Genomic DNA, 21,761 nt, shown 5'->3' with positions numbered 1-21,761 from the left:
CGCGGAGCCTCAGGCGGGGGCGAGCTCGACGAACGTGCGGGTGCCCTCGTCGCGGGCGACCACGGTCAGCCCGGCCTCGGCGGCCACGGCGTCGACGGCGTGCGGGCCGAGCACCGCCCACGGGAACCACGGCGCGTCGCTCAGCGTGTCGAAGCCCAGCGTGTCGAAGCCCAGCGTGTCGAGGCCCCGCGTGTCGAGGGCGGGCTCGTCGAGGCACTCGAGGTGGGCGACGCCGCACCACAGCCCCGCGCCGGGCTCGAGCTCGAGCAGGACAGTGCCGCGCTCGGCGAGCAGGGCGCGGCAGCGGCGCAGGAGCGTCACCGGGTCGCCGCCGATGCCGATGTTGCCGTCGGCGAGCACGACGTGCTGCCAGCGGCCCTCGCCGGGCAGGCGCTCGAAGGCGTCGCGGTGCAGCACGGCCGCCCCGCGCTCGAGGCAGCGCTGGACGGCCTGCACGGACACGTCGACGCCCAGGGCGGGCACGCCCCGGTCGGCGAGCGCGACGACGAGCCGGCCGGGCCCGCAGCCGAGGTCGAGCGTGGGCCCGGCGCAGCGGTCGAGCAGCCAGTCGTCGTCGGTGTCGGCGTCGTCGTGCCAGCGCTGCACCGCCAGGGGCAGCACGACCCCGTCGTGGCGCACGAGGCGGTGGCTGCGCCCCGCGAGCGCCGCGTCGAACACGGTCCCGGTGTCGACCGGGCCCGTGAGCATCTCGGCCGCCGGCGGGGCCGGGAGGGGCGTCGACGTCGTGCGGGTCATCGTGGGAGGCCTCCGGGGGCGGCGGGGAGACGCATCGACGCGGAGCTCGACCCTGCGGTGGGGAGACGCAGCGAAGCGGAGCTCGACCCTGCGGCGGGGCGTCGCAGCGGGGCGGAGCCCGACCCCGTGGGCGGCAGGGCGTCCGCGACGGCGCGCGCGAAGCGGCCGGTGGGGACGAGGTCGGCGACGGCGAGGGCGTCGTCGGGGGTGTCGACGTCGGACAGGGCCGGCAGCTCGAGCACCCGGTCCGGCCGCAGCCCCTCGTGGCCGGCGCGGAGCTCGGCGAGCGTGCGGGCGCCGGTGTCGCCGCAGGAGGTCGGCACGTCGGCGATGAGCGCCGCACGGCGCGGGTCGGCCAGCGCGAGCGCCCACCAGCCCCCGTCGAGCGCGAGGCCGAGCGCTGCGTCGGCCGCCGTGGCGACGAGGTCGAGCGCGTCGGCGAGCAGCGCCGCGTCGACCTGCGGGGTGTCCATCCCGATCTGCACGCTCACCGCGCCCGGGAACGTGTCGGCGACGTCCTCGTGCGCGGCGGTGATCCGTTCGCCGAGGGTGTCGCCGCGCTGCGGGACGACGACGGTCCCGGCGAGCGCCGCGGCGATCTCGTCGTGGCGCTGCGCGTCGGCCGGGTCGCCCTCGAGCGCGACGAGCACCGCCGCGTCGCGGACGGCCCCGGCCGCCTCGAGGGTGTCGAGCAGGGCCGCGGCGGCGATGCCCGCCGCGCCGGTGGGGGTGGTGGCCGTCGTCAGGCGGGTCTTGACCCGGCCCGCGACGGGGGCCTTCGCGAGCACGAGGACGACCCTCGTGACCGGCGCACTGGTCCGCATGGTCCGCGCGTTCGTACGGGGCCTCGTGATCGGTTCGACCCCGATCCTCATCGACCGGTGCCGCGGTCGTCGGGTGCGGTGGACGGTGCCGTCGCCGTCGCCGGGCGGGTGCGCGCGATCGCCGTCGACATGTCCCGGACCGCACGGGCGGTGCCCTTGAGCGAGCCGGAGACCTTCGACCGGCCGCCGGCCCGCGGGCGGTAGGCGACGTCGACCTCGCGGATCCGCCACCCGGCGGCGCCGGCGCGGATGAGGAGCTCGAGCGGGTAGCCGAAGGCGCGGTCGGTGATCCCGAGGTCGAGCAGCGCCTGCCGGCGCGCCACCCGGATCGGGGCGATGTCGCGGACCGCCGCGCCCCGGGTGCGCAGGAGCCCGGAGAGCACGAGGTTGCCGACCCGCGCGTGCCAGGGCCAGACGCCGCGGGCCGCCGGCACGCGCCGGCCGACGACGAGGTCGGCGTCGGTGTCGAGCAGCAGGCGCACCATCGCGGGCAGCTCGGCGGGATCGAGGGAGCCGTCCGCGTCGATCACCGCGACGACCTCGGTGCGCGTCGCCTCGAGCCCGGTGTGCACCGCGGCCCCGTAGCCCGGCGTCGCCTCGTGCACGACGAGCGCGCCGAGCCCCGCGGCGATCCCGGGGGTGCCGTCGGTCGAACCGTTGTCGCACACCACCGCGTCGAACCCGTCGGGCAGGGCGGCGAGCACCCCGGGCAGGGCCTCCGCCTCGTCGAGGCAGGGGAGCACAACGTCCACGCGACCTTCCACCTCGGTCACGCTATGAGGTCGGGCGTGTGCTCGCCGCTCGGGGCTCCTCCCCGGGCCGGGTGGCCCCTCGGCCGCCAGGGCGTGCCGAGGATGCCCCGTCCGGGCGACCCACAGCGGCTTCACGGACCTCCTCACCCCGAGATCACCGAACCTCCGTACTGTCCGGCGGCGATGACCACCGAGCTGCGGGACCGCCCCGGACCCGCCGGCGAGCCACCCTCGGCGACCCGCCCCCCGCTGCGCCTGCGGGGCGACCTGCTGGCCGTGCTCGTCGCCGCGGCGCTGGTCACGGCATCGTCCGTGATCGGATGGCAGCTGATCGACGCGGGCGTCCCCGTGCTGGTCGGGTGGCCGCCGTTGCTCGCGGAGTGGCTCCCGCACGTCGGCCCGGGCACGGTGCCCGCGGTCCTCGTGGCCCTGCTCGTCGCGCTCGGTGGCCCCGCGGTGGCCCGCCGGCTGCGCTGGGGCCCGCTGCTCGCCGTGGCCTTCGCCGCCTCCGCAGCGTGGACCTTCGCCCTCGCGACGATCGACGGGTGGATCGTCGGGGTCGCCGAACGGCTGGCGACGCCGACCGAGTACCTCGCGGAGATCCCGCGCACGGGCGAGATCGGCGTCTTCCTGCAGACCTTCGCCGATCGCATCGCCGGTCAGACGCCCGACACCCTGGTCACCCACGCGTCGGGGCACCCGCCCGCCGCGACGCTCTTCTACGTCCTGCTCGACCGCGCCGGGTTCCCGGGCGGCGAGTACGCCGGCGCCGTCACCGCGACGGTCGGCGCCTCGGCGGTCGTCGCCGTCGCGATCACCGTCGCCGCGCTGGGCGACCGCGACCTCGCCCGCGCCTACCTGCCCTTCGGCGTGCTCTTCCCGGGCGCGGTGTGGGTCGGGGTGTCCGCGGACGGGATGTTCGCCGCGGTCCTCGCGTGGGGCGTGGCCCTGCTCGCCCTCGGCGCGGTCCGCCGGGGCCTCGCGGGGCACCTGCTGTGCGTCGTCGGCGGGGTGGTGCTCGGGCTGTCGCTGTTCCTGTCCTACGGGTTCGTGCTCGCCGGGCTGCTGCCGGTCGCGGTCGCCCTGCTGAGCCGCCGCGTGGCCCCGCTGCTGACCGGCGGGCTCGGTGCCGCGGCGGTCGTCGCCGCCTTCGCCGCGGCCGGGTTCTGGTGGTACGCGGGGTACGAGCAGGTCACGGTCCGCTACTACCAGGCCGACGAGTACGGGCTCCTGCGTCCCTACGGGTACTGGGTGTGGGCGAACCTCGCCGCCCTCGTGCTCGTGCTCGGCCCGGCGGTGGTCGCGGGCCTGCGCCGCGCTGCCCGGCGTCCCCGCGCGGCCCCGATCGTGCTGGTGGCGCTCGCGGCGGCCGGCCTCGCCGCGGTGCTCCTCGCCGACCTCTCGGGGCTCTCGAAGTCCGAGGTCGAGCGCATCTGGCTCCCGTTCGCGGTGTGGATCGTGCCGGTCGCGGCCCTGCTGCCCCGGCCCTCCTGGCGCTGGTGGCTGCTCGCCCAGGCCGTGCTCGCCCTCGCCGTGAACCACCTGCTGGCGACGGTCTGGTAGCTCCGCGGGGGTCCCGGCCGCGGTGAACGGGCGCGGTGCTCCTCCGGGGACGAGTCCCCGGTGGTCACCGGGACGTCAGCCGACGGCGTCGCGCAGCGGGTCGGTGGCGAACGCCGCGATGCCGTCGGCGAAACTCGTGCGGGCGCGGAAGCCGAGGAGGTCGGCGGCACGGGCGGGGTCGGCGGTGACGTGCCGGACGTCGCCGGGCCGGGCGCCGCCGACGATCTCGGGCGCCGGGCCGTCCATCGTGGCCGCGAGGGTGGTGGCGAGGTCGCCGATCGTGCGGACCTCGCCCGAGCAGACGTTGAGCGGCACGCAGCGGCCCTCGGGGGCCGGCGTCTCGAGGGCGGCGACGTTCGCGGCGGCGACGTCGGTGACGTGCACGAAGTCGCGCCGCTGGCGCCCGTCCTCCATGACGCGCGGGGCCTCGCCGCGCTCCAGCGACGAGCGGAAGATCGATGCGACGCCGGCGTACGGCGTGTTCTGCGGCATCCGGGGGCCGTAGACGTTGTGGTAGCGCATCGCCCAGACCCGCCCGCCGGTCGCGCGCGCCCACGCCACCGCGAGGTGCTCCTGCGCGAGCTTCGTCGCGGCGTAGGTGCTGCGCGGCTCGAGCGGCGCGTCCTCCCCGATCAGCTCGCCGGCGAGGTCGCGGCCGCAGTGCGGGCAGGGCAGGTCGTAGCGGCCGGCGTCGACGTCGGCCCCGGTGCGCGCGGGCGGGGGGACGACCCCGTGCTCCGGGCACGAGTAGCGCCCCTCGCCGTAGACGACCATCGAGCTCGCCATCACCAGCTCGCGGTGCCCCGAGCGGAACATCGCCGCCAGCAGGACCGCGGTGGCGAGGTCGTTGTTCTCGACGAACGCCGGGGCGTCGTCCGGGTCGACGCCGTGCCCGACCATCGCCGCCTGGTGGCACACCGCGTCGACCTGCGGGAGCAGCCGGTCGAGCAGGTCGGCGTCGCGGACGTCGCCGTGCACGAGCTGGTAGCGGTCGAGCCACTCCGGCGCCTTGCCCGCCGCGTGGGCCTGGGGGAGCAGGGCGTCGAGCAGCACGGGCGAGTGGCCGCGCTCGGCGAGGAGGTCGGCGATGTGCGAGCCGATGAACCCGGCCCCACCCGTGAGGAGAACGCGCACGCGGGCACGCTAGCCGCCCGGCGCCACGCACCGTGACCCGACCGTCGCCGGGCGTCCACTTCGTGCCGCTCGGGGGGTCCCGACTACCTTGGCGACCATGGAGAACTCGCCGCTGCACGGCGGCACGGAGGAGATGCTGGGACGGGCCCTCGTCGTCGTGGTCGACGACCGCGTCAGCCGGGGCGAGAGCGCGGACTCGATCGGGCCGCTGGTCACCGAGCTCCTCGGTGAGGCCAACCTGGTCGTCGACGGCACGATCGTCGTGCCGGGCGAGTCGGTGGCCATCCGCAACGCCCTGAACACCGCGGTGATCGGCGGGGTCGACCTCGTCGTCACCGTCGGCGGCACCGGGGTGTCGCCGCGCGCGGTGACCGCCGACGCGACCGCGGGCGTGCTCGACCGCCCGATCCCGGGCATCGCCGAGGCGATCCGGGCCTCCGGCCTCGCGGCGGGCGCCGTCGACGCCGGTCTCTCGCGCGGTCTGGTCGGCGTCTCGGGCAGCACCCTCGTCGTGAACCTCGCCTCCTCCCGCGCCGCGGTCCGCGACGGCATGGCCACCCTCACCCCGATGATCGCCCACGTGATCGCCGAGCTCTCGGGGATGGAAGAGCACTGAGTCCCGACCCGCAGCCCGACCCGCCCGGCGCGCCGGAGGCCGCCTCGCAGGCCGAGGCCCGGCAGCGGGCGGCGCGGCGGGCCGCGATCTTCGGCGACGACGCCGTGGCGTCCTCCGACGAGCGCGGGCCCGGCCGCGGGGCCGCGGACCCGGACCGTGACGAGGCCGACCGCCGCCGCTACGACGACGAGCGTCCCCCGCACCACGACCGGCCCTGACGGTCCGTCCCGCGGCGCGCGTCAGCGCAGCGTGACCGTCACCTCCTCCCGCAGCGACACCGTGGCGACCCGCGCCGCGAGCCCCGCGGGCAGGGCGACGACGACGACCGGTGCCGACCCCGCCGTGCGCTGGGCGGGCGGCAGCACGGCGAGCACCACCGCGCCCGGGGCGAGCACGGCCCCGTCGGTCACCTCGGGCGGGTCCGGACCGCCGCTCGCGGAGCCCTCGGGGCCGGCCGCCACGAGGTCGACCCGGGTGCCCGGCGCCAGCAGCGCGGCGACGCCCGCGTCGGCGAGGCGCACGGGCACCCCGGCCGCGTCCGGGACGCCCGCGGCGGCGACCGCGGCGACCGGCCCGAGCAGCCGCACGTCGGTCAGCGCCTCGCCCGCCCGGACCCCGCCGACCACCTGACGCCCGGCGACCGTCGCCGGCTCGCCCAGCGCCCCCGCCGGCACGAGGTCGGGCGGCAGCGAGCGCACCGCCACGTCGGCGGGCCCCAGCGCCACCCCCGGCGCGAGGTCGCGGGCGGCCACCAGCACGGGCGTTCCCGCCGGCGCGACCCCGGGCGCGGCGAGGAACGCGACCGCGAGCAGCGCCAGCAGCCCCGCCGCGGCCCGGCGCAGCGCCACCACCCGCCGCCACCCGGGCGCCGGGAGCCGCCACCCCGTCCGCCATCCCGTCCGGCGCCGTCGCTCCCCGCGTCCGGGTCCGTCGCGTTCTCGCACGTCGTCGACGCTAGGGCGAAAGCCCGCGCGGGACCCGTCGGTCACTCCGACGGCCGTGGACGCGATCGGACGATGGGGACGGCGTTCGGCCCAGCGCGATCGGGGCGTCCGCCCGGCCCGGCGCGGCGACCGCACCGGGACGGGCGGTAGTTTGCGGCCGAGGGTCGCCGACGAACGGAAGAGGGCGGGCGCAGGCATGGCCGTGGTGCTCGTGCTGCTCGCGACCATCGCGAACGCGACGGCCCTGGTCCTGCAGCGCAAGGCCGCGCAGGACAGCGCCCGCGCCCGCGGGATCAGCGCCGGGACCCTGCGCGACATGGTCCAGCGGCCGGCGTGGCTGATCGGGACGTCGATCTTCGCGGTCGCCGTGGCGCTGCAGGCGACCGCGCTGAGCCTCGGGTCGATCGCGCTGGTGCAGCCGGTGCTCGTCATGGAGCTGCCGTTCACGCTGCTGCTCGGCTGGTGGGTGCTCGGCGGCGCGCTGCGACGGCGGGAGTGGATCGCCGTCGCGATCATGTCCATCGGCCTGGTCGTCCTGCTCGTGACCCTGCAGCCCAGCGGCGGCGACGCGCTCGGCGCGGGCACGCTCACCTGGGTCCTCGGCACGGCCGTGACGATGGGCCTGCTCTGGGTCACCAGCTCGGTCGCGAAGCGGTCGCGCACCGTCACCCGGGCCGCGTGCTACGGGATCGCCGCGGGCATCGGGTCCGGGTTCGTCGCCGTGATCGTCAAGGCGATGTCCGAGGCGCTGCAGCGCGAGGGCGTGGTCGGCGTCTTCACGACGTGGCAGAGCTACCTGCTGATCCCGGTCGCGCCCGCCGCGTTCTTGGTGCTCCAGCACTCGCTGCGCGCCGGGCGGTTGCTCGCCTCGCAGCCGGGGCTGATCCTCGGCAACCCGCTGCTCTCGTCGACCTGGGGCATCGCGCTGCTGGGCGAGGAGATCAACGGCGGCTTCGCGCTCCTGGGCGGGCTCGCCGGGGCCGTGCTCATGGTGATCGGGGTGTTCCTGCTGTCGCGCTCGCCGCTGTTGGCCGCGCAGGAGGGCGGACCGCGGGACGGCTCGGGGGCCGCGCGACACAGCCCGGGGAAGCGCCGACGGCCGCTGTGACCGAGTCCTCCGGTCACCGAAACCTCACCTCTGTCACCCGTTGGGGTGATGTGCGGGAGAATCGGCAACCTTTCTGTCTCCCGGATCGTCTTCTCGGGTGTGAGGCCCTCGACGCCGACCGCTGGGGAGCGGGTGGGCGTCAGGTAGGTCCGGGACGCCGACTCGGGGTCGGCGTCCTGGACCACCCCTCGCCCACTACCTCCGGTGGGTCCGCTCAGGCCGACTTCGCCGTCGAGCCCGAGCTCGAGGTCCCGGACGAGCCGGACGAGCCGGACGACCCGGACGAGCTCGACGATCCGGCGTCCGAGGTGGCTTTGGAGTCGCCGGAGCTCTTCGACTCGCCCGAGCCCGACGACTCGCCCGAGTTCGACGACGACTCCGACGAGGACGAGACCTTCTCCGAGGAGCCGGACCCGTTGCGGGCGTCGTTGCGGTAGAAGCCGCTGCCCTTGAACACGATCCCCACCGACGAGAACACCTTGCGCAGCCGCCCGCCGCACACCGGGCACTCGGTCAGCGACGGGTCGGAGAACGCCTGGACCTGCTCGAAGCGGTGGTCGCAGGCGGTGCAGGCGTAGGGATAGGTCGGCACGTGCACTCCTGAAGTCGTCCGCCCCCGCGCCGGGGGTCGTGATGTCCGCGCAGAGTGTAGATGGCACTCGCGCCTCGAGAGTGCCAACACCGACAGGGTCACGACTGTTCCGATGTGGGACGGGGCGAGGACCGTTCCGGCGTGTCGCGCGAGCGAGGATGTGGCGATCCTGGCGTGTGACGCCAGCGATGCCGCATCGCTCGCACGTCTCGTCTCGTCTCGTCACGCCGACAACCACGTCACTCCGGACGACGGGCGCCAGACGGCGTGGACGCCGACGTCGTGGGGCTCGGCGGGGAGGTCGTCGGCGAGGAGGCCGTCGTCGCCCACGAGCGCCACGAGACGGGTCTGCGCGCCGGCGAGGGGCAGCGAGCGGTCGTAGTGCCCGCCGCCGCGGCCCAGGCGCACGCCCCGGTGGTCGACGGCGAGCGCCGGGACCACGACGAGGCCGGCGTCGGCGAGCACCGCGGGCCCCAGGCGCGGTCCCATCGGTTCGCGCAGCCCGTGCGGGCCGGCGCCGAGCGACTCGGGACCGTCGTAGGGCGCCCAGTCCAGCGGCGCGGCGCCGACGGTCACGGGCAGGAGCACCCGGCGCCCCATCGCGCGCGCGGCGTCGAGCACGGGCAGCGCGCCGTCCGGGGTCGCGCCGGGCTCCCCGCCGACGGCGACGAACAGGCAGACCGGGTCGGCGACGCCCTCGAGCAGCGCCGGCAGCCCGGCAGCCAGGGCGGCGGCGTCGGCCCGGCGCGCCTCGGGCGAGCGGGCCCGCCGCGCCGCCAGCAACGAGCGCCGGAGCTCGGCCTTGGTGGACGTCACCCCCGCAGCGTCTCGCCGTCCCCGACGTGGCGCGGCCCCTCGACCGTGACATCGCCCTCGACGACCACGTCCGCGCCGAACGTGACGTCCCCGGAGACCGTCAGCGACGTCGCCCGCGCCAGCGACGGCGCACCGCCGGCGAAGCGGCGCTCGAAGTCGCCGAGCATCTTGAATCCCTTGTCGAGCTCCACCACGGGCGCCGCGCCGGTGGGCACCATGCGCCCGTCGTCGGTGAGGTCGTAGAGGTCCGAGCGCGCGACGAGCAGGTCGTCGGTGGTCTTGACCGGCGCGAACCGGGTGCGCGGCACCTCGAGCGCCCGCGCCCCCTCGACCGACCCGATCGCCGCGCCCATCGCCGTCTCGAGCTGCAGGACCGGCGTGGAGGACGGGTCGGTCGGGTCGACGGTCTTCCGGTTGACGATCAGGGGCAGGAAGGGCGCCGCCGGGTCGGCCTCCTGCAGCGCGCGCAGGTGCTCGAGGTCGAACCACAGGTTGTTGGTGTTGAAGTAGCCGAACCGCTCGATGTCGGTGAACGAGTCGTCGCCCTCGGGGACCTGGGCGGTCTCGCGCAGCACGAGCGACCCACCGTGAGCCGAGTGGGACGCCAGGTGCCCGCCCTTGCGGTCCATCGCCGTGCGCCGCGCCACCTCGAGCGCGAACGGGACCTCCTCGGCGGCCATCCAGGCCGCGACCCGCACGTCGGGGACGGCGCCGAGGTTGTCGGAGTTCGACACGAACACCCGGCGCACCCCGGCGGCGAGCAGCGCGTCGAGCGCGCCGGACGCGGCCAGCGCGGTGTAGAGGTCGCCGTGGCCGGGCGGGCACCACTCCAGGCGCGGGTCCGCGGGCCACGACACCGGGCGCCAGTCGTCGGCGCGCAGCTTGGGCTCCGAGCCCTGCAGGAAGTCCAGCGGCAGCTCGTCGTCCTCGAGCCCCGCGTGCCGGCGCAGCGCCGCCAGCGAGGGCTCCCGCGTGCCCTGGGAGTCCATGAGCAGCAGCGGCAGGCGCGCGCCGTGGCGCTCGCGCAGCGCGAGGGTCTGCACGGCGACGGCGTCGAGGAAGCTCGTGCCCGGCTTGATCTCGAGCAGCGACTTGGGCCCGTCGAGGCCCATACTCGTCCCGAGCCCGCCGTTGAGCTTGATCACCGCGAGCTCGTCGAGCGCCCGGCGCGCGTCCTCGTCGGACGGCTCGGGCAGCGTGTCGAGCGTCGGCAGGTCGTCCACCGGCGCGAGCTCGTCGCCGGCCAGGACCGCGCTCTCCGGCTTGGCGAGCTGCTCGAGGCGGCGGCGGAAGGCCTCGACCTCGGCGGGGTGCGCGTCCCGCGCGGTGAGGGCGGCCAGGGCGTCGTCGACGTAGGACATGCGGCTCTTCCGTGCAGGCATCCGGGGCCCGGCCCACGATATCGGGCGCGTCGGAACCCACCCGGGCACGCCCGGCGTAGGACGATGACGCGCATGAGGAGGGGATCCGAGTGAGGACGGTCGAGGCCCAGCTGCGCCGCGTGCTCGACGCCGCGGTCCGTCCTGCTCCCATCCGGGTCGACATCTCCTCCGCCCAGGGCCTGCTCTGCGCCGAGGAGGTCGTGGCCGACCGGGCCCTCCCCGGCTTCGACCAGGCGGCCGTCGACGGGTTCGCCGTGCGCAGCGTCGACGTGCTGGGCGCGGCGGACGAGCCGGTCGAGCTCCCCGTCGTCGGCGAGGTCGCGGTCGGCTCGCGCCAGGCGCACCGCCTGCAGCCCGGCCAGGCCGTGCGCGTGGCCACCGGCGCGCCGCTGCCCACGCTGGCCGACGCCGTCGCCCCGCACGACCACACCGACGCCGCCGACGACCCCGCGAGCCGGGCGACCGGGCACCGCGCGCGCCTGACCGTCAAGACCCCGGTGCCCTCCGCGGCCTGGGTGCGGCGCGTCGGCGAGGACGTGTCGCCGGGCGACGTGGCCGTCCGGCGGGGCGCCGCGGTGGGGCCCGCCCAGGTGGGGCTGCTCGCCGCGGTGGGGCGCACCAAGGTCCTCGTGCACCCGCGCCCGCGCGTGTCGGTGCTCGCCGTCGGCGACGAGCTGGTCGACCTCGACCGCACGCCCGGCACCGGCCAGGTCGTCGACGTCAACTCCTACGCCCTGGCCGCCGCGGCCGCCGACGCGGGCGCCGAGGTGACCCGCCTGGGCATCGCGTCCACCGAGCCGTCGGCGCTGCGCGAGGCGGTCGCGTCGGCGCTGGCGCGCTCGGAGATCGTCGTGATCGCAGGCGGGGTCGGCGGGCAGCTGGGGGAGGACGTCCAGGACACGCTCTCCCAGCTCGGGCCGGTCGACATCTCGCGGGTCGCCATGCACCCCGGCTCCGTCCAGGGCTTCGGGCGCCTCGGCGCCGAGGAGATCCCGACGTTCCTGCTGCCGGCGAACCCCGTCTCGGCGCTCGTGGCGTTCGAGGTGCTCGTGCGCCCGCTCGTCCGCCTGACGCTGGGCAAGCAGGACCTCCACCGCCGCGAGGTCACCGCCGCGCTGCTCTCGCCGGTCAGCTCGCCGCCCGGGCGGCGCAGCTACGTGCGCGGCCGCCTGCTGCGCGACCGCGCCACCGGCGACTACCTCGCCCAGCCGCTGGGCAGCTCGGGCTCGCACCTGCTCTCGTCGCTCGCCGAGGCGAACGCGCTGATCGTCGTCGACGAGGAGACGACCGAGATCGGCATGGACGCCCCGGTGCACGTGTCGTTCCTCGCGCCCCGTAGCTGAGTGGGCAGCTGAGGTGGGCCGACCCCCGTGGGGCGGCGCTCGCCCGACCGGTCGCCACCCCGGCTGGCCGGCCCGCACCCGCGCGCTGCGCGTCCCCGCGGGCGTCGTCGAGCTGCGCCCGGTGCGCCTGCGCGACGGCGCCGCGTGGTCGCGGACGCGGCTGCGCGACGAGGAGCACCTCGCACCGTGGGAGCCGACGCTGCCCGGGCCCTGGGCGGAGCGCAACGCGCTCGTCGAGTGGCCCGCGCGCTGGGCGGCGCTGCGCTCGATGGGCCGGGCGGGGCAGGCGCTGCCGTTCACGCTGCTTGTGGACGGGGAGTTCGCCGGCCAGGTCGTGATCGGCAACATCGTCCGCGAGCCCCTGCTCTCGGCGTACGTGGGCTACTGGGTCGGCGCGCACGTCGCGGGCGGCGGCGCGGCGACCGCGGCGGTGGCGCTCGCCGTCGACCACTGCTTCGCGCGGGTCGGCCTGCACCGCGTCGAGGCGACCGTGCGGCCCGAGAACGTGCGCAGCCTGCGGGTGCTCGCCAAGCTCGGGTTCCGCGAGGAGGGACTGCTGCGCCGCTACCTCGAGGTCGACGGCGACTGGCGCGACCACCTCGTCCTCGCGGTCACCGAGGAGGACGTGCTGCCCGACGGCCTGGTCGCGCGGCTCCTGCAGGCCGGTCGCGCCGAACGCGCGTGACGCAACACCCACATGGCCCAGAGGTCGAGACTGGCGCGCCATCCGGTCGAGTGGTAAGCGGCCGAAAGCCTCGAGCGGCTGGTTCCCCTACTGGAGGGATCTCGTCACCGCTCGCACACGACACGCCGCCGCGGCTGCGGGGCGCACGGGACTCGTGTGACTAGCGTGGCGCCTGCGACGAGCCGGATCCGGTCGTCGCGGTCGTCCGGGGTGGGAGGTCTGCGGTGCCGAGCTCGGTCGTCTTCGCGGCCCTGGTCCTCGCGTGGCTGGTGGTGCTCGTCCCCGTCGTCGCCCGCCGCCGCCAGATGGTCCCGCGCCCCGCGGACGTCGACCTGAGCGCACGGGTGCTGCCGAGGACGGCCGGCGCATCCCTGATCGAGGAGGTCCCCGTGGCGACTGTGCAGACGGACGGACGCGCCCGCGGCGAGCGTGCGGCGGCGTCGACCGGCACCGGGAGCACCGCCCTCGCCGAGCGCGCGGACGAGACCCAGGAGGCCCTCGACGCCGAGCTCGACCTCGACGCCGAGCGCGACGACCTGGACGACCTCGACGAGCACGAGCACGAGCACGACGACGACCGGGGTCCCGCCGACGAGCCGACCCGCGTCGTCGGCCGCGAGCGGGTGCTGCGCCGTCCCGCGCCCGAGGAGCGCGCCGAGCCCGAGGACCTCGAGGACGACCTCGACGACGACCGGGAGTACGACCGGGAGTACGACCGGGAGTACGACCGGGAGTACGACGAGGACGACGAGCACGACGTCCGCGACCTCGACGACGACCTCGACGACGACCTCGACGAGCCCGGCCGGGAGCTGCGGACCTACCGGCCCGGGCGGGGCGGGTTCGATCCCGACGCCGCGGCCGCCGCCGCGCACGCCCGCTACACGTTCCGCCAGCGCATCGTCCTCGGGCTGATCGCGGTGGCGATCCTCTCCGCGCTCGCGGCGCTCGTGGTCTCCAGCGTGATGTGGTGGCTGCACGCGGTCGCGGACGTCCTGCTCGTCGGCTACCTCGTCTTCCTGCGCCGGCAGACGCGCATCGAGGAGGAGGTGCGCGCACGCCGTGCCGCGCGCCTGTCCGGGGAGCGGCGGGCGCTCGAGGCCCGCCGGGAGCGCCAGGCCGCGCACGACGCGCGCATGGCGGCCTACCGCGACGCCGACTGGATCGACGGCGAGTACGACGCCCACGACGACGGGTTCGCCGACGACGAGGAGGACGACCTCGACGACCGGGACGAGGCGCCCCGCTGGGCAGCCCCCCGCACGCCTCCGCCGCCGGTGCCGGACGACATGGAGCTGGTCGACGACACCGACGACGACCCCGCGTTCCACGACCTCGACGGCGAGCGGAGCTACGGCTACCGCCGCGCGGCGGGAGCCTGACCCGCCGTCCGACCCGATGTCCGACACTGATCCGCGGCGTTGCTAGAGTTGGCGCCGCACCAGGGGCTGTGGCGCAGTTGGTAGCGCGACTCGTTCGCATCGAGTAGGTCAGGGGTTCGATTCCCCTCAGCTCCACCCTTTCTCCCCGTCCGGCCGGGGGCTCACCAGTCGGCCCGCCGGGCGATCTCCTCCAGCTCTGCGCGGTCGGCCACGGCCTCGGCCGGGTCCTCCGGCCAGGACGCGATCTGCTCCTCGGCCCAGTCGGCCCAGCGGGCGACCATGGCGTAGAGGTCGGGAAGAACGCCCCGGCGATCATCCCCTGGGCGGCGCGGTGCTGGTACGGGCCCTCGCCGGCGGCGTAGTCGCGGGCCGCCTCCCGGTTGACGACGTTGCGCTCCCGCGCCCACGCCCGGGCCGCCGCGACCGTGCGCAGCGCGTCCTCCCGCGTGCCGTGCTCGGCGAACCCGAGCTTCACCAGCGCCTCGAACTCCAGCACCGGGCCCTCCCCGGGCTCGGCGAGCCAGCGCGCCAGGGCGGCCCGGCCGTCGTCGGTGATCGAGTAGACGGTGCGCGGCCGGCGCCCGACCGTCTCGGTCTCGGCGGCCGCGTAACCGTGCGCGACCAGCTTTTTGGGCTCCTCGTAGAGCTTGCTGGCCGCCCGCGGCCACATCCGCCCGAGGCTGCGGTCCATCTGCCGGGTCAGCTCGTAGGTGCTCCAGGGCTGCACCCCGAGCAGGCCGAGGACGGCGTAGGACGTGCTCGTCAGACGTGGACTTGACATGTACTCCCCTGGGGACGACCTTAATACTCCCCGAGAGAGTATCGGAGACCCGCGATGACCACGACCACCTCCGTCGACCCCACCAACCGAGCCCAGGCGACGGCGTGGGACGGGACCGAGGGCGACTACTGGGCCGCGCACCCGGACCGCTTCGACACCGCGCTGGCCCGCTACCAGCCGGCCTTCCACGCGGCGGCCGCGATCGGGCCCGGCGACCGGGTGCTCGACGTCGGGTGCGGCACGGGGCTGACGACCCGCGCGGCGGCGCGGGCCGCGCCGGGCGGGGAGGCGTTCGGCGTCGACCTCTCGGGCCGCATGATCGAGGTCGCCCGGGCCACGGCGGCGGCGGAGGGCGTCCCGAACGCCCGCTTCGCCCGCGCCGACGCCCAGGTGCACCCGTTCGGCACGGCGGCGTTCGACGGGGTCATCAGCCGGACCGGCGCGATGTTCTTCGGCCGCCCCGACGTCGCGTTCGCGAACCTCGCGCGGGCGGTCCGGCCCGGCGGGCGGCTCACGCTGCTGACCTGGCAGGCCGCGGACCGCAACGAGTGGATCGTCGCCTTCGCCCGCGACCTCGCGGGCCAGGGGCCGCCGCCGTCACCGGCGGGGCAGCCCGGCCCGTTCTCGCTCAGCGACCCCGACCACGTCCGGGACCTGCTGACCGCGGCGGGGTTCACCGACGTCGCGCTGGACGGTCTGGCCGAGCCCGAGGTCTACGGGCACGACGCCGACGAGGCGCACGCGTTCGTCGTGGGCCTGCTCGGGTGGATGCTCGCGGACCTCCCGCCCGCCGAGCGCGAGCGCCACAGCGAGGCCCTGCGCGCCACGCTGGCCGCGCACGAGGGCCCGGACGGGGTCGTGCTCGGGTCGGCGGCCTGGCTGGTCACGGCGCGTCGGGCGTGATCACCGCCAGGACGGCAGCCACAGCTCCGCGTTCCAGCGGTCGGCGGTGATCCACGTCCCGACGAGGATCGGCCAGAGCCAGGCGAAGTTCGCGACGACCAGGCCGGTGTAGACGCCGACGACGAGCGTGCCCGTGCGCCGGCGTTCCAGCCCCTGCTCGCGGCGCCCGAGAAACTCGCCGAGGGCCAGGACCACCGCCAGCACGAGGAACGGCGCCACGGGGGTCATGTAGAAGAAGTACATCTGCCGGTCGAGGTTGGTGAACCAGGGCAGGAAGCCCGCGCCGTAGCCGACGAGCACCGCGACGTGGCGCCAGTCGAACGCCGTCACGACGCGCCAGATCGACCAGCCGAGCACCGGCAGCGAGACCCACCACAGCGCCGGCGTGCCGATGAGCATCACCGCGGACACGCACGACGGCGAGCCGCAGCCGAGCTCGGCGGTGCCCGACTCGTAGTAGTAGAGCATCGGGCGCAGGCCCATCGGCCACGTCCAGGGCTTCGACTCCCAGGGGTGCGGCGCGCCGCGCGGGGTGTCGAGCGTGGCGTGGAACTCGAGGACCTTGGTGCTGTAGTAGACGAGCCCGCGCAGCCAGTCGGGCAGGAAGCCGAAGGGGCCGCCGACCGGCAGCTGCTGGCCGACGGCGTGGCGGTCGGTGCCCGTCTCGCTCGCGATCCACGGCAGCCAGCTCGCCAGGTAGCACAGGACCGGCACCGCCAGGAACGCCCACACCGCGGGGGCGACGTCGCGCACCAGCGTCCCGACGAACGGGCGGGCCACCCCGGCCGCGCGCCGGGCCGCGGCGTCGAGCCCGACGAGCAGCAGGCCGAAGAAGGCGATGTAGTAGAGCCCCGACCACTTCGCGGCCAGCGAGAGCCCCAGGCAGACGCCGGCCGCGAGGCGCCACCAGCGGATCCCGAGCCGCGGCCCGTACACGGTCTCGGCGATGCGCCCCTCGGCGACGACGACCGCGAGGCGGGCGCGCACGTCGTCGCGGTCGACCATCAGCGCCGCGAACGCGAGCAGCACGAACAGGGCCGGGAAGATGTCGATCATCCCGACGCGGGCGGAGACGTGGCTGACGCCGTCGGCGATGAGCAGCACGCCGGCCAGGGCGCCGAGCAGCGTGGAGCGGGTCATCCGCCGCGCCACGCGGATGATCACCAGGATGCACAGCGTGCCCGCGAGCGCCGAGGCCGCGCGCCAGCCCACCGGGTCGTAGCCGAAGACCCACTGGCCGACCGCCATGAGCTGCTTGGACAGCGGCGGGTGCACGACCAGCTCGTAACCGGGGTTGTCCTCGTACCCGCCGTTGCGCAGCACCTGCCACGCCTGGGGCACGTAGTGCTTCTCGTCGAAGATCGGCGTGCCCTGGTCGGTGGGCCAGCCGAGGTCCCAGAAGCGGACGACACCGCCGACCACCGTGAGGACGAGCGCCACCACCCAGCCGCGGAGGCGGTCGGTGGGCATCGGCCGCCCGAGCAGCTGCGCGACGGCCGGGGCGTCCTGCGGAGCGGGCAGCACGCCCGCTGCGTCCGGCGCCGGGCGCGCGATGGTGGCCGTCACGGCCACCGATCGTATGGTCTCGGTCGTGGTGACGCGGTCGGACGGGGTGCTCCTGCTGGGTGGTGTCACGCTCGGCGACCCCGCGGACGCCTCCCCGCGGGTGCGCGACGCGCTGGCCACGGCGGACGTCGTGGCCACCGAGGACACCCGCCGCCTGCGGCGCCTGGCCGCCGACCTCGGCGTCGAGGTGAGCGGGCGCGTCGTGGTGTTCCGCGAGGACAACGAGGTGGCCCGCACCCCCGGGCTGGTCGAGGACGTCCGCAGCGGCGCGACCGTGCTGCTGATCACCGACGGCGGGATGCCCAGCGTGTCCGACCCCGGCTACCGGGCCGTCGCCGCGTGCCTCGCGGCGGGGCTGGCGGTGCGGTGCCTGCCGGGCCCGTCGGCGGTGCTCACGGCGCTGGCGGTCTCGGGGCTGCCCACCGACCGGTTCTGCTTCGAGGGGTTCGCACCGCGCAAGGACGGCGAGCGCCGCACCTGGTTCGCCGAGCTCGCCGCCGAGCGGCGCACCGTCGTGTTCTTCGAGTCCCCGCGGCGCCTGCGGTCCCTCCTCGAGGCGGCGGTGGCGCAGCTCGGCGGCGAGCGCCGCGGCGCGGTCTGCCGCGAGCTGACCAAGACGCACGAGGAGGTCGTGCGCGGACCGCTCGCCGAGCTCTCCGCCTGGGCCGCGGCCCACGAGCCCCGGGGCGAGATCACGGTCGTGCTCGCGGGCGCGTCGCCGGCGACCCCCGAGCCCGAGGACCTCGCGGCGGAGGTCCTCGGGCTCGCCGCGGGCGGGCGCCGCCTCAAGGACGCGGCCCGCGAGGTGGGCGACGCCCACGGCGTCTCGACGAAGGCGCTCTACGACGCCGCCCTGCGCGCCCGGACCTGACCGTCAGGGGACCAGCACGAGCTTCCCGGCCACGCGACCGTACTGGTTGTCGTCCTGCGCCTTCCCGGCCTCCTCGAGCGGGTAGGTGACGACGGCGGTGGTGCGGAAGCGGCCGTCGGCGAGACACTCGGTGGCGTCGGCGAGCCAGCGGCGCTCGTCGGCGGGGTCGGCGCCAGAGCTGAACGTCACGCCGAGTTCCTGGGCGCCCGCGTAGTCCGCGATGGTGATGACCTTCTCGGGGCTGCCGGTCAGCGCGACGAGGTCGCGCAGCGCGCCCTTGCCCGCGGTCTCGAGCGCGAGGTCGACGCCCTGCGGGGCCAGCGCGCGGACGCGGTCGGCCAGCCCGTCCCCGTAGAGCACCGGGGTCGCCCCGAGCGCCCGCACGTCGTCCTGGTGGGCCGCGCCCGCGGTGCCGATCACGGTCGCCCCGCGGGCGACGGCGAGCTGCACGGCGTAGACGCCCACGGCGCCGGACGCCCCGTCGACGACCAGCGTGGTGCCGGTGTGGTCGCCCTCGCCGAGGCCCAGCAGGTCGAGCACCCGGTAGGTGGTCGTGGCGCCGACCGGCACCGAGGCCGCCTGCGCGAACGACAGCGACGCGGGCTTGCGCACCAGCGACGTCGCGGTCGCGACCGCCTTCTCGGCGTACGCGCCGGGCGCCTTGCCGAGCACCTCGTCGCCGACGGCCAGGTCGGTGACGCCCGCGCCGACCGCCTCCACGACGCCGGCCACGTCGTAGCCCGGCACCTGGGGCTCCGGCGGCGCGTCCGTGCCCGCCATGGCGCCGGAGCGCAGCTTCCAGTCGAGGGGGTTGACCGCCGCGGCGCGGACGGCGAGGAGCACCTGGCCCTCGCCCGGCACGGGGTCCTCGCGCTCGACGACCTCGAGGACCTCGGGCCCTCCGAAGCGGCGGTACTGCACGACTCGCGATGTCATGCCCCGCAGAACGCGCCGCGGGGTCCGCGCATGCCCCGTCAGCCGGAGGTCTTCTCGAGCGCGCGCAGCGCCACGGTCGCACCGAGCTCCCACGCCGCCTCGCGGTCGGCGGCGGCGACCGCGCCGGTGACCTCGCAGACCTCCGCCGCCTGCTCCCACCCCAGCGCGCCCGTGATCTTCAGGACGTCCCGGACCGCGCCCGCGGTGTCGGAGCCGCCGTGGACGTAGAGGCCGAAGGGCCGCCCGGCGGTCTGGTCGAGGCACGGGTAGTAGACCTGGTCGAAGAAGTGCTTGAGCGCCCCGGACATGGTGCCGATGTTCGCCGGCGTGCCCAGCACGATGCCGTCGCAGGCCAGCGCGTCGGCCGCACCCGCGGTCAGCGCCGGGCGGCTGACCACCTCGACGTCACCGTCGATCTCGTCGGTGCCCGCGCCCTCGAGCACGGCGCCGAGCAGCTCGTGCAGCGTCGGCGACGGGGTGTGGTGCACCACCAGCAGCCGGGTCACGGGTCGGGCGTCTCCTCCAGTGCGGCGCGCACGAGCCGGTGGAGCAGCTCCCCGGTGCGCGCCGCGGCGGCGTGCACGGCGTCGATGACCGCGAGGTGGTCGATCGCGTCCTCGGTGGTGCCCGCAGCGGGGTTGCTGACCAGCGCCACCCCGGCCACCCGCGCCCCCGCCGCCCGCGCGGCGATCGTCTCGAGCACCGTCGACATCCCGACGAGGTCCGCGCCCAGCGTGCGCAGCATCCGGATCTCGGCGGGCGTCTCGAAGTGCGGGCCGCGCAGCCCGGCGTAGACGCCCTCGACGAGGTCGGGGTCGATCGCGCGGGCCCGGGCGCGCAGCCCCGGGTCGTAGGCGTCGGTGAGGTCGACGAACGCGGGGCCGACCAGCGGCGACGTCGCGGTGAGGTTGAGGTGGTCGGCGACGAGCACGGGCTGCCCGACCGTGTACGAGGGGTCGATGCCGCCGGCCGCGTTGGTCAGCACCACCGTGCGGGCGCCCGCGGCGCACGCGGTGCGGACCGGGTGCACGACGTGCGCGGGCCCGTGGCCCTCGTAGAGGTGGGTACGCCCGAGCAGCACCAGCACGCGGCGCCCGTCGACCTCCACCGAGCGCGCCACCCCCGCGTGGTCGGGCGCGCCGGGCGGGGCGAAGCCGGGCAGCTCGGTGAACGGGACCTCGGCGACCGGCTCGCCGAACGCGTCCGCCGCCGCGCGCCAGCCCGAGCCGAGGACGACGGCGACGTCGTGGGTCAGCGCCCCGGTGCGGCGCACCAGGTCGGCCGCGGCGTCCTCGGGGGAGGGCGGCGGGGCCGGGGGGAGGGTCTCCGTCCCGGTCACCGCGGGGCCGCCTCGGGCGGCGGCACGGCGAAGCTGTCGGCGACGGCGCGGAACTGCTCGGGCGCGCCCACCGGGTCGGCGCTCGGCGCGGTCAGCCGCACCACCCACAGGTCGCTGCCCGACGGCACCAGGCGCGTCCAGGTCGTGCGGTCGTCGGGGCCCGACGTGGTGCGGTAGACGGTCTGCTGCGGCGGCTCCGCGCCCGGGGCGGCGGCGCCGACGTTCTCCACCGGGCCCACCGTGCTGCCGTCGACGCCCAGGCTCGCCGGGCGCGCGAGCAGCGCGAGGTAGTCCGCGGTCTTCTGCGACGGGTAGAAGCCGGCGACCCGGTCGACCCGCAGCTCGCGCTGCGCGTCGGGCGACACGAAGCGCACGGTGACCTCCCCGCCCGCCTGCTCGAGCCGGAACTGCTGCCAGCCGGCGGGGACGAGCGCGCTGAAGCCCAGGCCGGTGCCGCTGTAGCGCTCGTCGGTGTCGGCGTGGGCGATGAGCACCGTGCCCGCGACCTCCGGCCCCGACGGCGAGAGCGTCGTCGCCCACGCGCCCTGACCGGCCAGGGAGCGCGTCAGCGCGTAGGCGCCGACCGCCCCGAGCGCCGCCATCAGCACGAGCAGCGCGACCACGGCGGCGACCGCCCACGGCGAGCGGCGCGGCCTCGACGGCGTCGGCGTCGGGGAGAAGGGCAGCGGGCCGGGGTCCGGAGCCAGCTGCCCGGGCCGGCCCGTCGCGCCCATCCCGGACGTGGCGGGCCGCGGGGGTGCGGGACGCCAGCCGGGGGCCGGCGCGCCGCTCGGCGGGGTCCAGCGCGCGCCGGTCGGCGGGCCCGTGCGCGGCGGCATCGGGGGACGCCGCACCGTGCGCGTGACGTCCTCCGACGTCGACAGCCGCGGCCCGACCATCGTCGTGGCGGCGTCCGGCGGCGGGGGGACGCGCTGCGGGGCCGAGGAGGGAGCCGAGGGACCGGAGGGACCGGAGGGTGAGGTGGGCGCGCGGCCGTTGCCGGTGCCGTTCGCCGTGCCGTTGGCGCTCGTGGGGGGCGTGTCGTCCCCGGACCCGCCGTCCGCGGGGCCCTCCTGGCCCGCGTCCCCTGCGGTCCCCTCGCCGGCGGGCTCGTCGGTCTTCTCGGCCGCGGGCTCCTCGCCGCGCTCCTCGCCGGCGGGCGCCTCGGCCGTCTCCTCGGCGGCGGGTGCGTCGCCCCCGGCGGCCTCCTCGGCGGCGGTCTCCTCGGCGGCGGTCTCCTCGCCGGCGGTCGTCTCGACGACCTCGGCCGCGGTCGGCTCCTCGGCGGCGGCGTCCCCGACGGCCTCCCCGGCGGCCTCGTCGCCGGCCTGCTCGTCGGGCGTCTCCGCGGCGGGGTCGTCGGCGCCCTCGGACTCGACGGCCTCGGACTCGGGGCCCTCGGACTCGGCGCCGTCGGACTCGGCGCCGTCGGACTCGGCGCCGTCGGACTCGGCGCCGTCGGACTCGG

20 protein-coding genes, 1 tRNA gene and 2 pseudogenes are annotated in these 21,761 nt (G+C 76.6%); 9 read left to right on the top strand and 14 right to left on the bottom strand.

Going from position 1 to position 21,761, the window contains the following annotated elements; genetic code table 11:
- Positions 1-9: 9 nt before the first annotated feature.
- Genes PHK61_RS07435 through PHK61_RS07425 form a run of 3 tightly spaced genes read right to left on the bottom strand, consistent with a single transcriptional unit; the run spans position 10 to position 2,332 of the window.
- Entirely contained in the window at positions 10-756 is a 747-nt protein-coding gene (locus tag PHK61_RS07435; RefSeq protein ID WP_274280338.1) for a class I SAM-dependent methyltransferase, read from the bottom strand.
- Complete coding sequence (locus PHK61_RS07430) at positions 753-1,580, bottom strand: DUF2064 domain-containing protein (RefSeq protein ID WP_274280337.1); 828 nt, start codon at positions 1,578-1,580, stop codon at positions 753-755. The genes PHK61_RS07435 and PHK61_RS07430 overlap by 4 nt, the downstream gene beginning before the upstream one ends.
- 47 nt (positions 1,581-1,627) lie before the next feature.
- The gene (locus tag PHK61_RS07425) at positions 1,628-2,332 is read right to left on the bottom strand and encodes a glycosyltransferase family 2 protein (protein WP_274280336.1); all 705 of its coding nucleotides are present in this window, start codon (positions 2,330-2,332) and stop codon (positions 1,628-1,630) included.
- A gap of 183 nt (positions 2,333-2,515) precedes the next feature.
- Between PHK61_RS07425 and PHK61_RS07420 the strand changes: the two genes are divergently transcribed.
- Positions 2,516-3,895 (top strand): hypothetical protein, encoded by a 1,380-nt coding sequence (locus PHK61_RS07420; protein WP_274280335.1) that lies wholly within the window; start codon positions 2,516-2,518, stop codon positions 3,893-3,895.
- A gap of 75 nt (positions 3,896-3,970) precedes the next feature.
- Here the strand turns inward: PHK61_RS07420 and PHK61_RS07415 are convergent, their stop codons facing one another.
- On the bottom strand, positions 3,971-5,029 hold the full coding sequence (locus PHK61_RS07415; RefSeq protein ID WP_274280334.1) for an NAD-dependent epimerase/dehydratase family protein: 1,059 nt from the start codon (positions 5,027-5,029) through the stop codon (positions 3,971-3,973).
- A gap of 97 nt (positions 5,030-5,126) precedes the next feature.
- Here PHK61_RS07415 and PHK61_RS07410 point away from each other — a divergent pair, with 97 nt between their 5' ends.
- Entirely contained in the window at positions 5,127-5,645 is a 519-nt protein-coding gene (locus PHK61_RS07410; RefSeq protein ID WP_274280333.1) for a MogA/MoaB family molybdenum cofactor biosynthesis protein, read from the top strand.
- Positions 5,646-5,884: 239 nt separating this feature from the next.
- Here the strand turns inward: PHK61_RS07410 and PHK61_RS07405 are convergent, their stop codons facing one another.
- Positions 5,885-6,589, bottom strand: coding sequence for an SAF domain-containing protein (locus PHK61_RS07405; RefSeq protein WP_274280332.1), 705 nt, complete (start codon positions 6,587-6,589; stop codon positions 5,885-5,887).
- 196 nt (positions 6,590-6,785) lie between these two features.
- Between PHK61_RS07405 and PHK61_RS07400 the strand changes: the two genes are divergently transcribed.
- Positions 6,786-7,697 (top strand): DMT family transporter, encoded by a 912-nt coding sequence (locus PHK61_RS07400; RefSeq protein ID WP_274280331.1) that lies wholly within the window; start codon positions 6,786-6,788, stop codon positions 7,695-7,697.
- Between the two features lie 214 nt (positions 7,698-7,911).
- Here the strand turns inward: PHK61_RS07400 and PHK61_RS07395 are convergent, their stop codons facing one another.
- The 3 genes from PHK61_RS07395 to PHK61_RS07385 form a co-directional block, all read right to left on the bottom strand.
- On the bottom strand, positions 7,912-8,289 hold the full coding sequence (locus PHK61_RS07395) for an FmdB family zinc ribbon protein (RefSeq protein ID WP_274280330.1): 378 nt from the start codon (positions 8,287-8,289) through the stop codon (positions 7,912-7,914).
- A gap of 222 nt (positions 8,290-8,511) precedes the next feature.
- Positions 8,512-9,105, bottom strand: a complete 594-nt coding sequence (locus PHK61_RS07390; protein WP_274280329.1) for a 5-formyltetrahydrofolate cyclo-ligase — start codon at positions 9,103-9,105, stop codon at positions 8,512-8,514.
- Positions 9,102-10,487 carry a UTP--glucose-1-phosphate uridylyltransferase gene (locus PHK61_RS07385; RefSeq protein WP_274280328.1) on the bottom strand — a complete coding sequence of 462 codons (1,386 nt, stop codon included), beginning with the start codon at positions 10,485-10,487 and terminating at the stop codon, positions 9,102-9,104. Before PHK61_RS07385 ends, PHK61_RS07390 begins: the two co-directional genes overlap by 4 nt.
- Before the next feature lie 89 nt (positions 10,488-10,576).
- Between PHK61_RS07385 and glp the strand changes: the two genes are divergently transcribed.
- The 4 genes from glp (at position 10,577) to PHK61_RS07365 (ending at position 14,032) form a co-directional block, all read left to right on the top strand.
- Positions 10,577-11,830 (top strand): molybdotransferase-like divisome protein Glp, encoded by a 1,254-nt coding sequence (gene glp, locus PHK61_RS07380; protein WP_274280327.1) that lies wholly within the window; start codon positions 10,577-10,579, stop codon positions 11,828-11,830.
- Positions 11,831-11,843: 13 nt separating this feature from the next.
- Complete coding sequence (locus tag PHK61_RS07375; protein WP_274280326.1) at positions 11,844-12,515, top strand: GNAT family N-acetyltransferase; 672 nt, start codon at positions 11,844-11,846, stop codon at positions 12,513-12,515.
- A gap of 224 nt (positions 12,516-12,739) precedes the next feature.
- Positions 12,740-13,897, top strand: a complete 1,158-nt coding sequence (gene sepX, locus PHK61_RS07370; protein ID WP_274280325.1) for a divisome protein SepX/GlpR — start codon at positions 12,740-12,742, stop codon at positions 13,895-13,897.
- A gap of 62 nt (positions 13,898-13,959) precedes the next feature.
- Positions 13,960-14,032, top strand: a tRNA-Ala gene (locus PHK61_RS07365).
- 451 nt (positions 14,033-14,483) lie between these two features.
- Here the strand turns inward: PHK61_RS07365 and PHK61_RS32015 are convergent.
- Positions 14,484-14,588 (bottom strand): annotated as a pseudogene (locus PHK61_RS32015) (PadR family transcriptional regulator); the annotation flags it as partial.
- A 144-nt stretch (positions 14,589-14,732) separates the two neighbouring features.
- Between PHK61_RS32015 and PHK61_RS07360 the strand changes: the two are divergent.
- On the top strand, positions 14,733-15,581 hold the full coding sequence (locus tag PHK61_RS07360; protein WP_274280324.1) for a class I SAM-dependent methyltransferase: 849 nt from the start codon (positions 14,733-14,735) through the stop codon (positions 15,579-15,581).
- On the opposite strand, the gene PHK61_RS07355 is transcribed toward PHK61_RS07360, so the two are convergent.
- A complete protein-coding gene (locus PHK61_RS07355) occupies positions 15,582-17,147 on the bottom strand; it encodes a dolichyl-phosphate-mannose--protein mannosyltransferase (RefSeq protein WP_420791370.1) in 1,566 nt (521 codons plus the stop codon). It abuts the gene before it with no gap.
- Positions 17,148-17,160: 13 nt separating this feature from the next.
- Between PHK61_RS07355 and rsmI the strand changes: the two genes are divergently transcribed.
- A complete protein-coding gene (gene rsmI / locus PHK61_RS07350) occupies positions 17,161-18,018 on the top strand; it encodes a 16S rRNA (cytidine(1402)-2'-O)-methyltransferase (protein ID WP_420791369.1) in 858 nt (285 codons plus the stop codon).
- Positions 18,019-18,021: 3 nt separating this feature from the next.
- On the opposite strand, the gene PHK61_RS07345 is transcribed toward rsmI, so the two are convergent.
- From PHK61_RS07345 to PHK61_RS07330, 4 genes and pseudogenes are all read right to left on the bottom strand, one after another.
- On the bottom strand, positions 18,022-18,954 hold the full coding sequence (locus tag PHK61_RS07345; RefSeq protein ID WP_274280323.1) for an NADP-dependent oxidoreductase: 933 nt from the start codon (positions 18,952-18,954) through the stop codon (positions 18,022-18,024).
- A gap of 38 nt (positions 18,955-18,992) precedes the next feature.
- A complete protein-coding gene (locus PHK61_RS07340) occupies positions 18,993-19,460 on the bottom strand; it encodes a flavodoxin family protein (RefSeq protein ID WP_274280322.1) in 468 nt (155 codons plus the stop codon).
- The gene (locus tag PHK61_RS07335) at positions 19,457-20,293 is read right to left on the bottom strand and encodes a purine-nucleoside phosphorylase (protein ID WP_274280321.1); all 837 of its coding nucleotides are present in this window, start codon (positions 20,291-20,293) and stop codon (positions 19,457-19,459) included. The genes PHK61_RS07340 and PHK61_RS07335 overlap by 4 nt, the downstream gene beginning before the upstream one ends.
- A pseudogene (locus tag PHK61_RS07330) lies at positions 20,290-21,761 on the bottom strand (hypothetical protein); the annotation flags it as partial. The pseudogene PHK61_RS07330 and the gene PHK61_RS07335, both read right to left, overlap by 4 nt.

Source organism: Actinomycetospora lutea (genome assembly GCF_028737205.1).
Lineage (GTDB): Bacteria > Actinomycetota > Actinomycetes > Mycobacteriales > Pseudonocardiaceae > Actinomycetospora > Actinomycetospora lutea.
This window is presented reverse-complemented; position numbering and strand designations above follow the sequence as displayed.

Coding starts and splice junctions, on each gene's coding strand:
- PHK61_RS07435 (WP_274280338.1), bottom strand. CDS start 756: ATGACCCGCACGACGTCGACGCCCCTCCCGGCCCCGCCGGCGGCCGAG.
- PHK61_RS07430 (WP_274280337.1), bottom strand. CDS start 1,580: ATGCGGACCAGTGCGCCGGTCACGAGGGTCGTCCTCGTGCTCGCGAAG.
- PHK61_RS07420 (WP_274280335.1), top strand. CDS start 2,516: ATGACCACCGAGCTGCGGGACCGCCCCGGACCCGCCGGCGAGCCACCC.
- PHK61_RS07410 (WP_274280333.1), top strand. CDS start 5,127: ATGGAGAACTCGCCGCTGCACGGCGGCACGGAGGAGATGCTGGGACGG.
- PHK61_RS07400 (WP_274280331.1), top strand. CDS start 6,786: ATGGCCGTGGTGCTCGTGCTGCTCGCGACCATCGCGAACGCGACGGCC.
- PHK61_RS07385 (WP_274280328.1), bottom strand. CDS start 10,487: ATGCCTGCACGGAAGAGCCGCATGTCCTACGTCGACGACGCCCTGGCC.
- PHK61_RS07360 (WP_274280324.1), top strand. CDS start 14,733: ATGACCACGACCACCTCCGTCGACCCCACCAACCGAGCCCAGGCGACG.
- rsmI (WP_420791369.1), top strand. CDS start 17,161: ATGGTCTCGGTCGTGGTGACGCGGTCGGACGGGGTGCTCCTGCTGGGT.
- PHK61_RS07345 (WP_274280323.1), bottom strand. CDS start 18,954: ATGACATCGCGAGTCGTGCAGTACCGCCGCTTCGGAGGGCCCGAGGTC.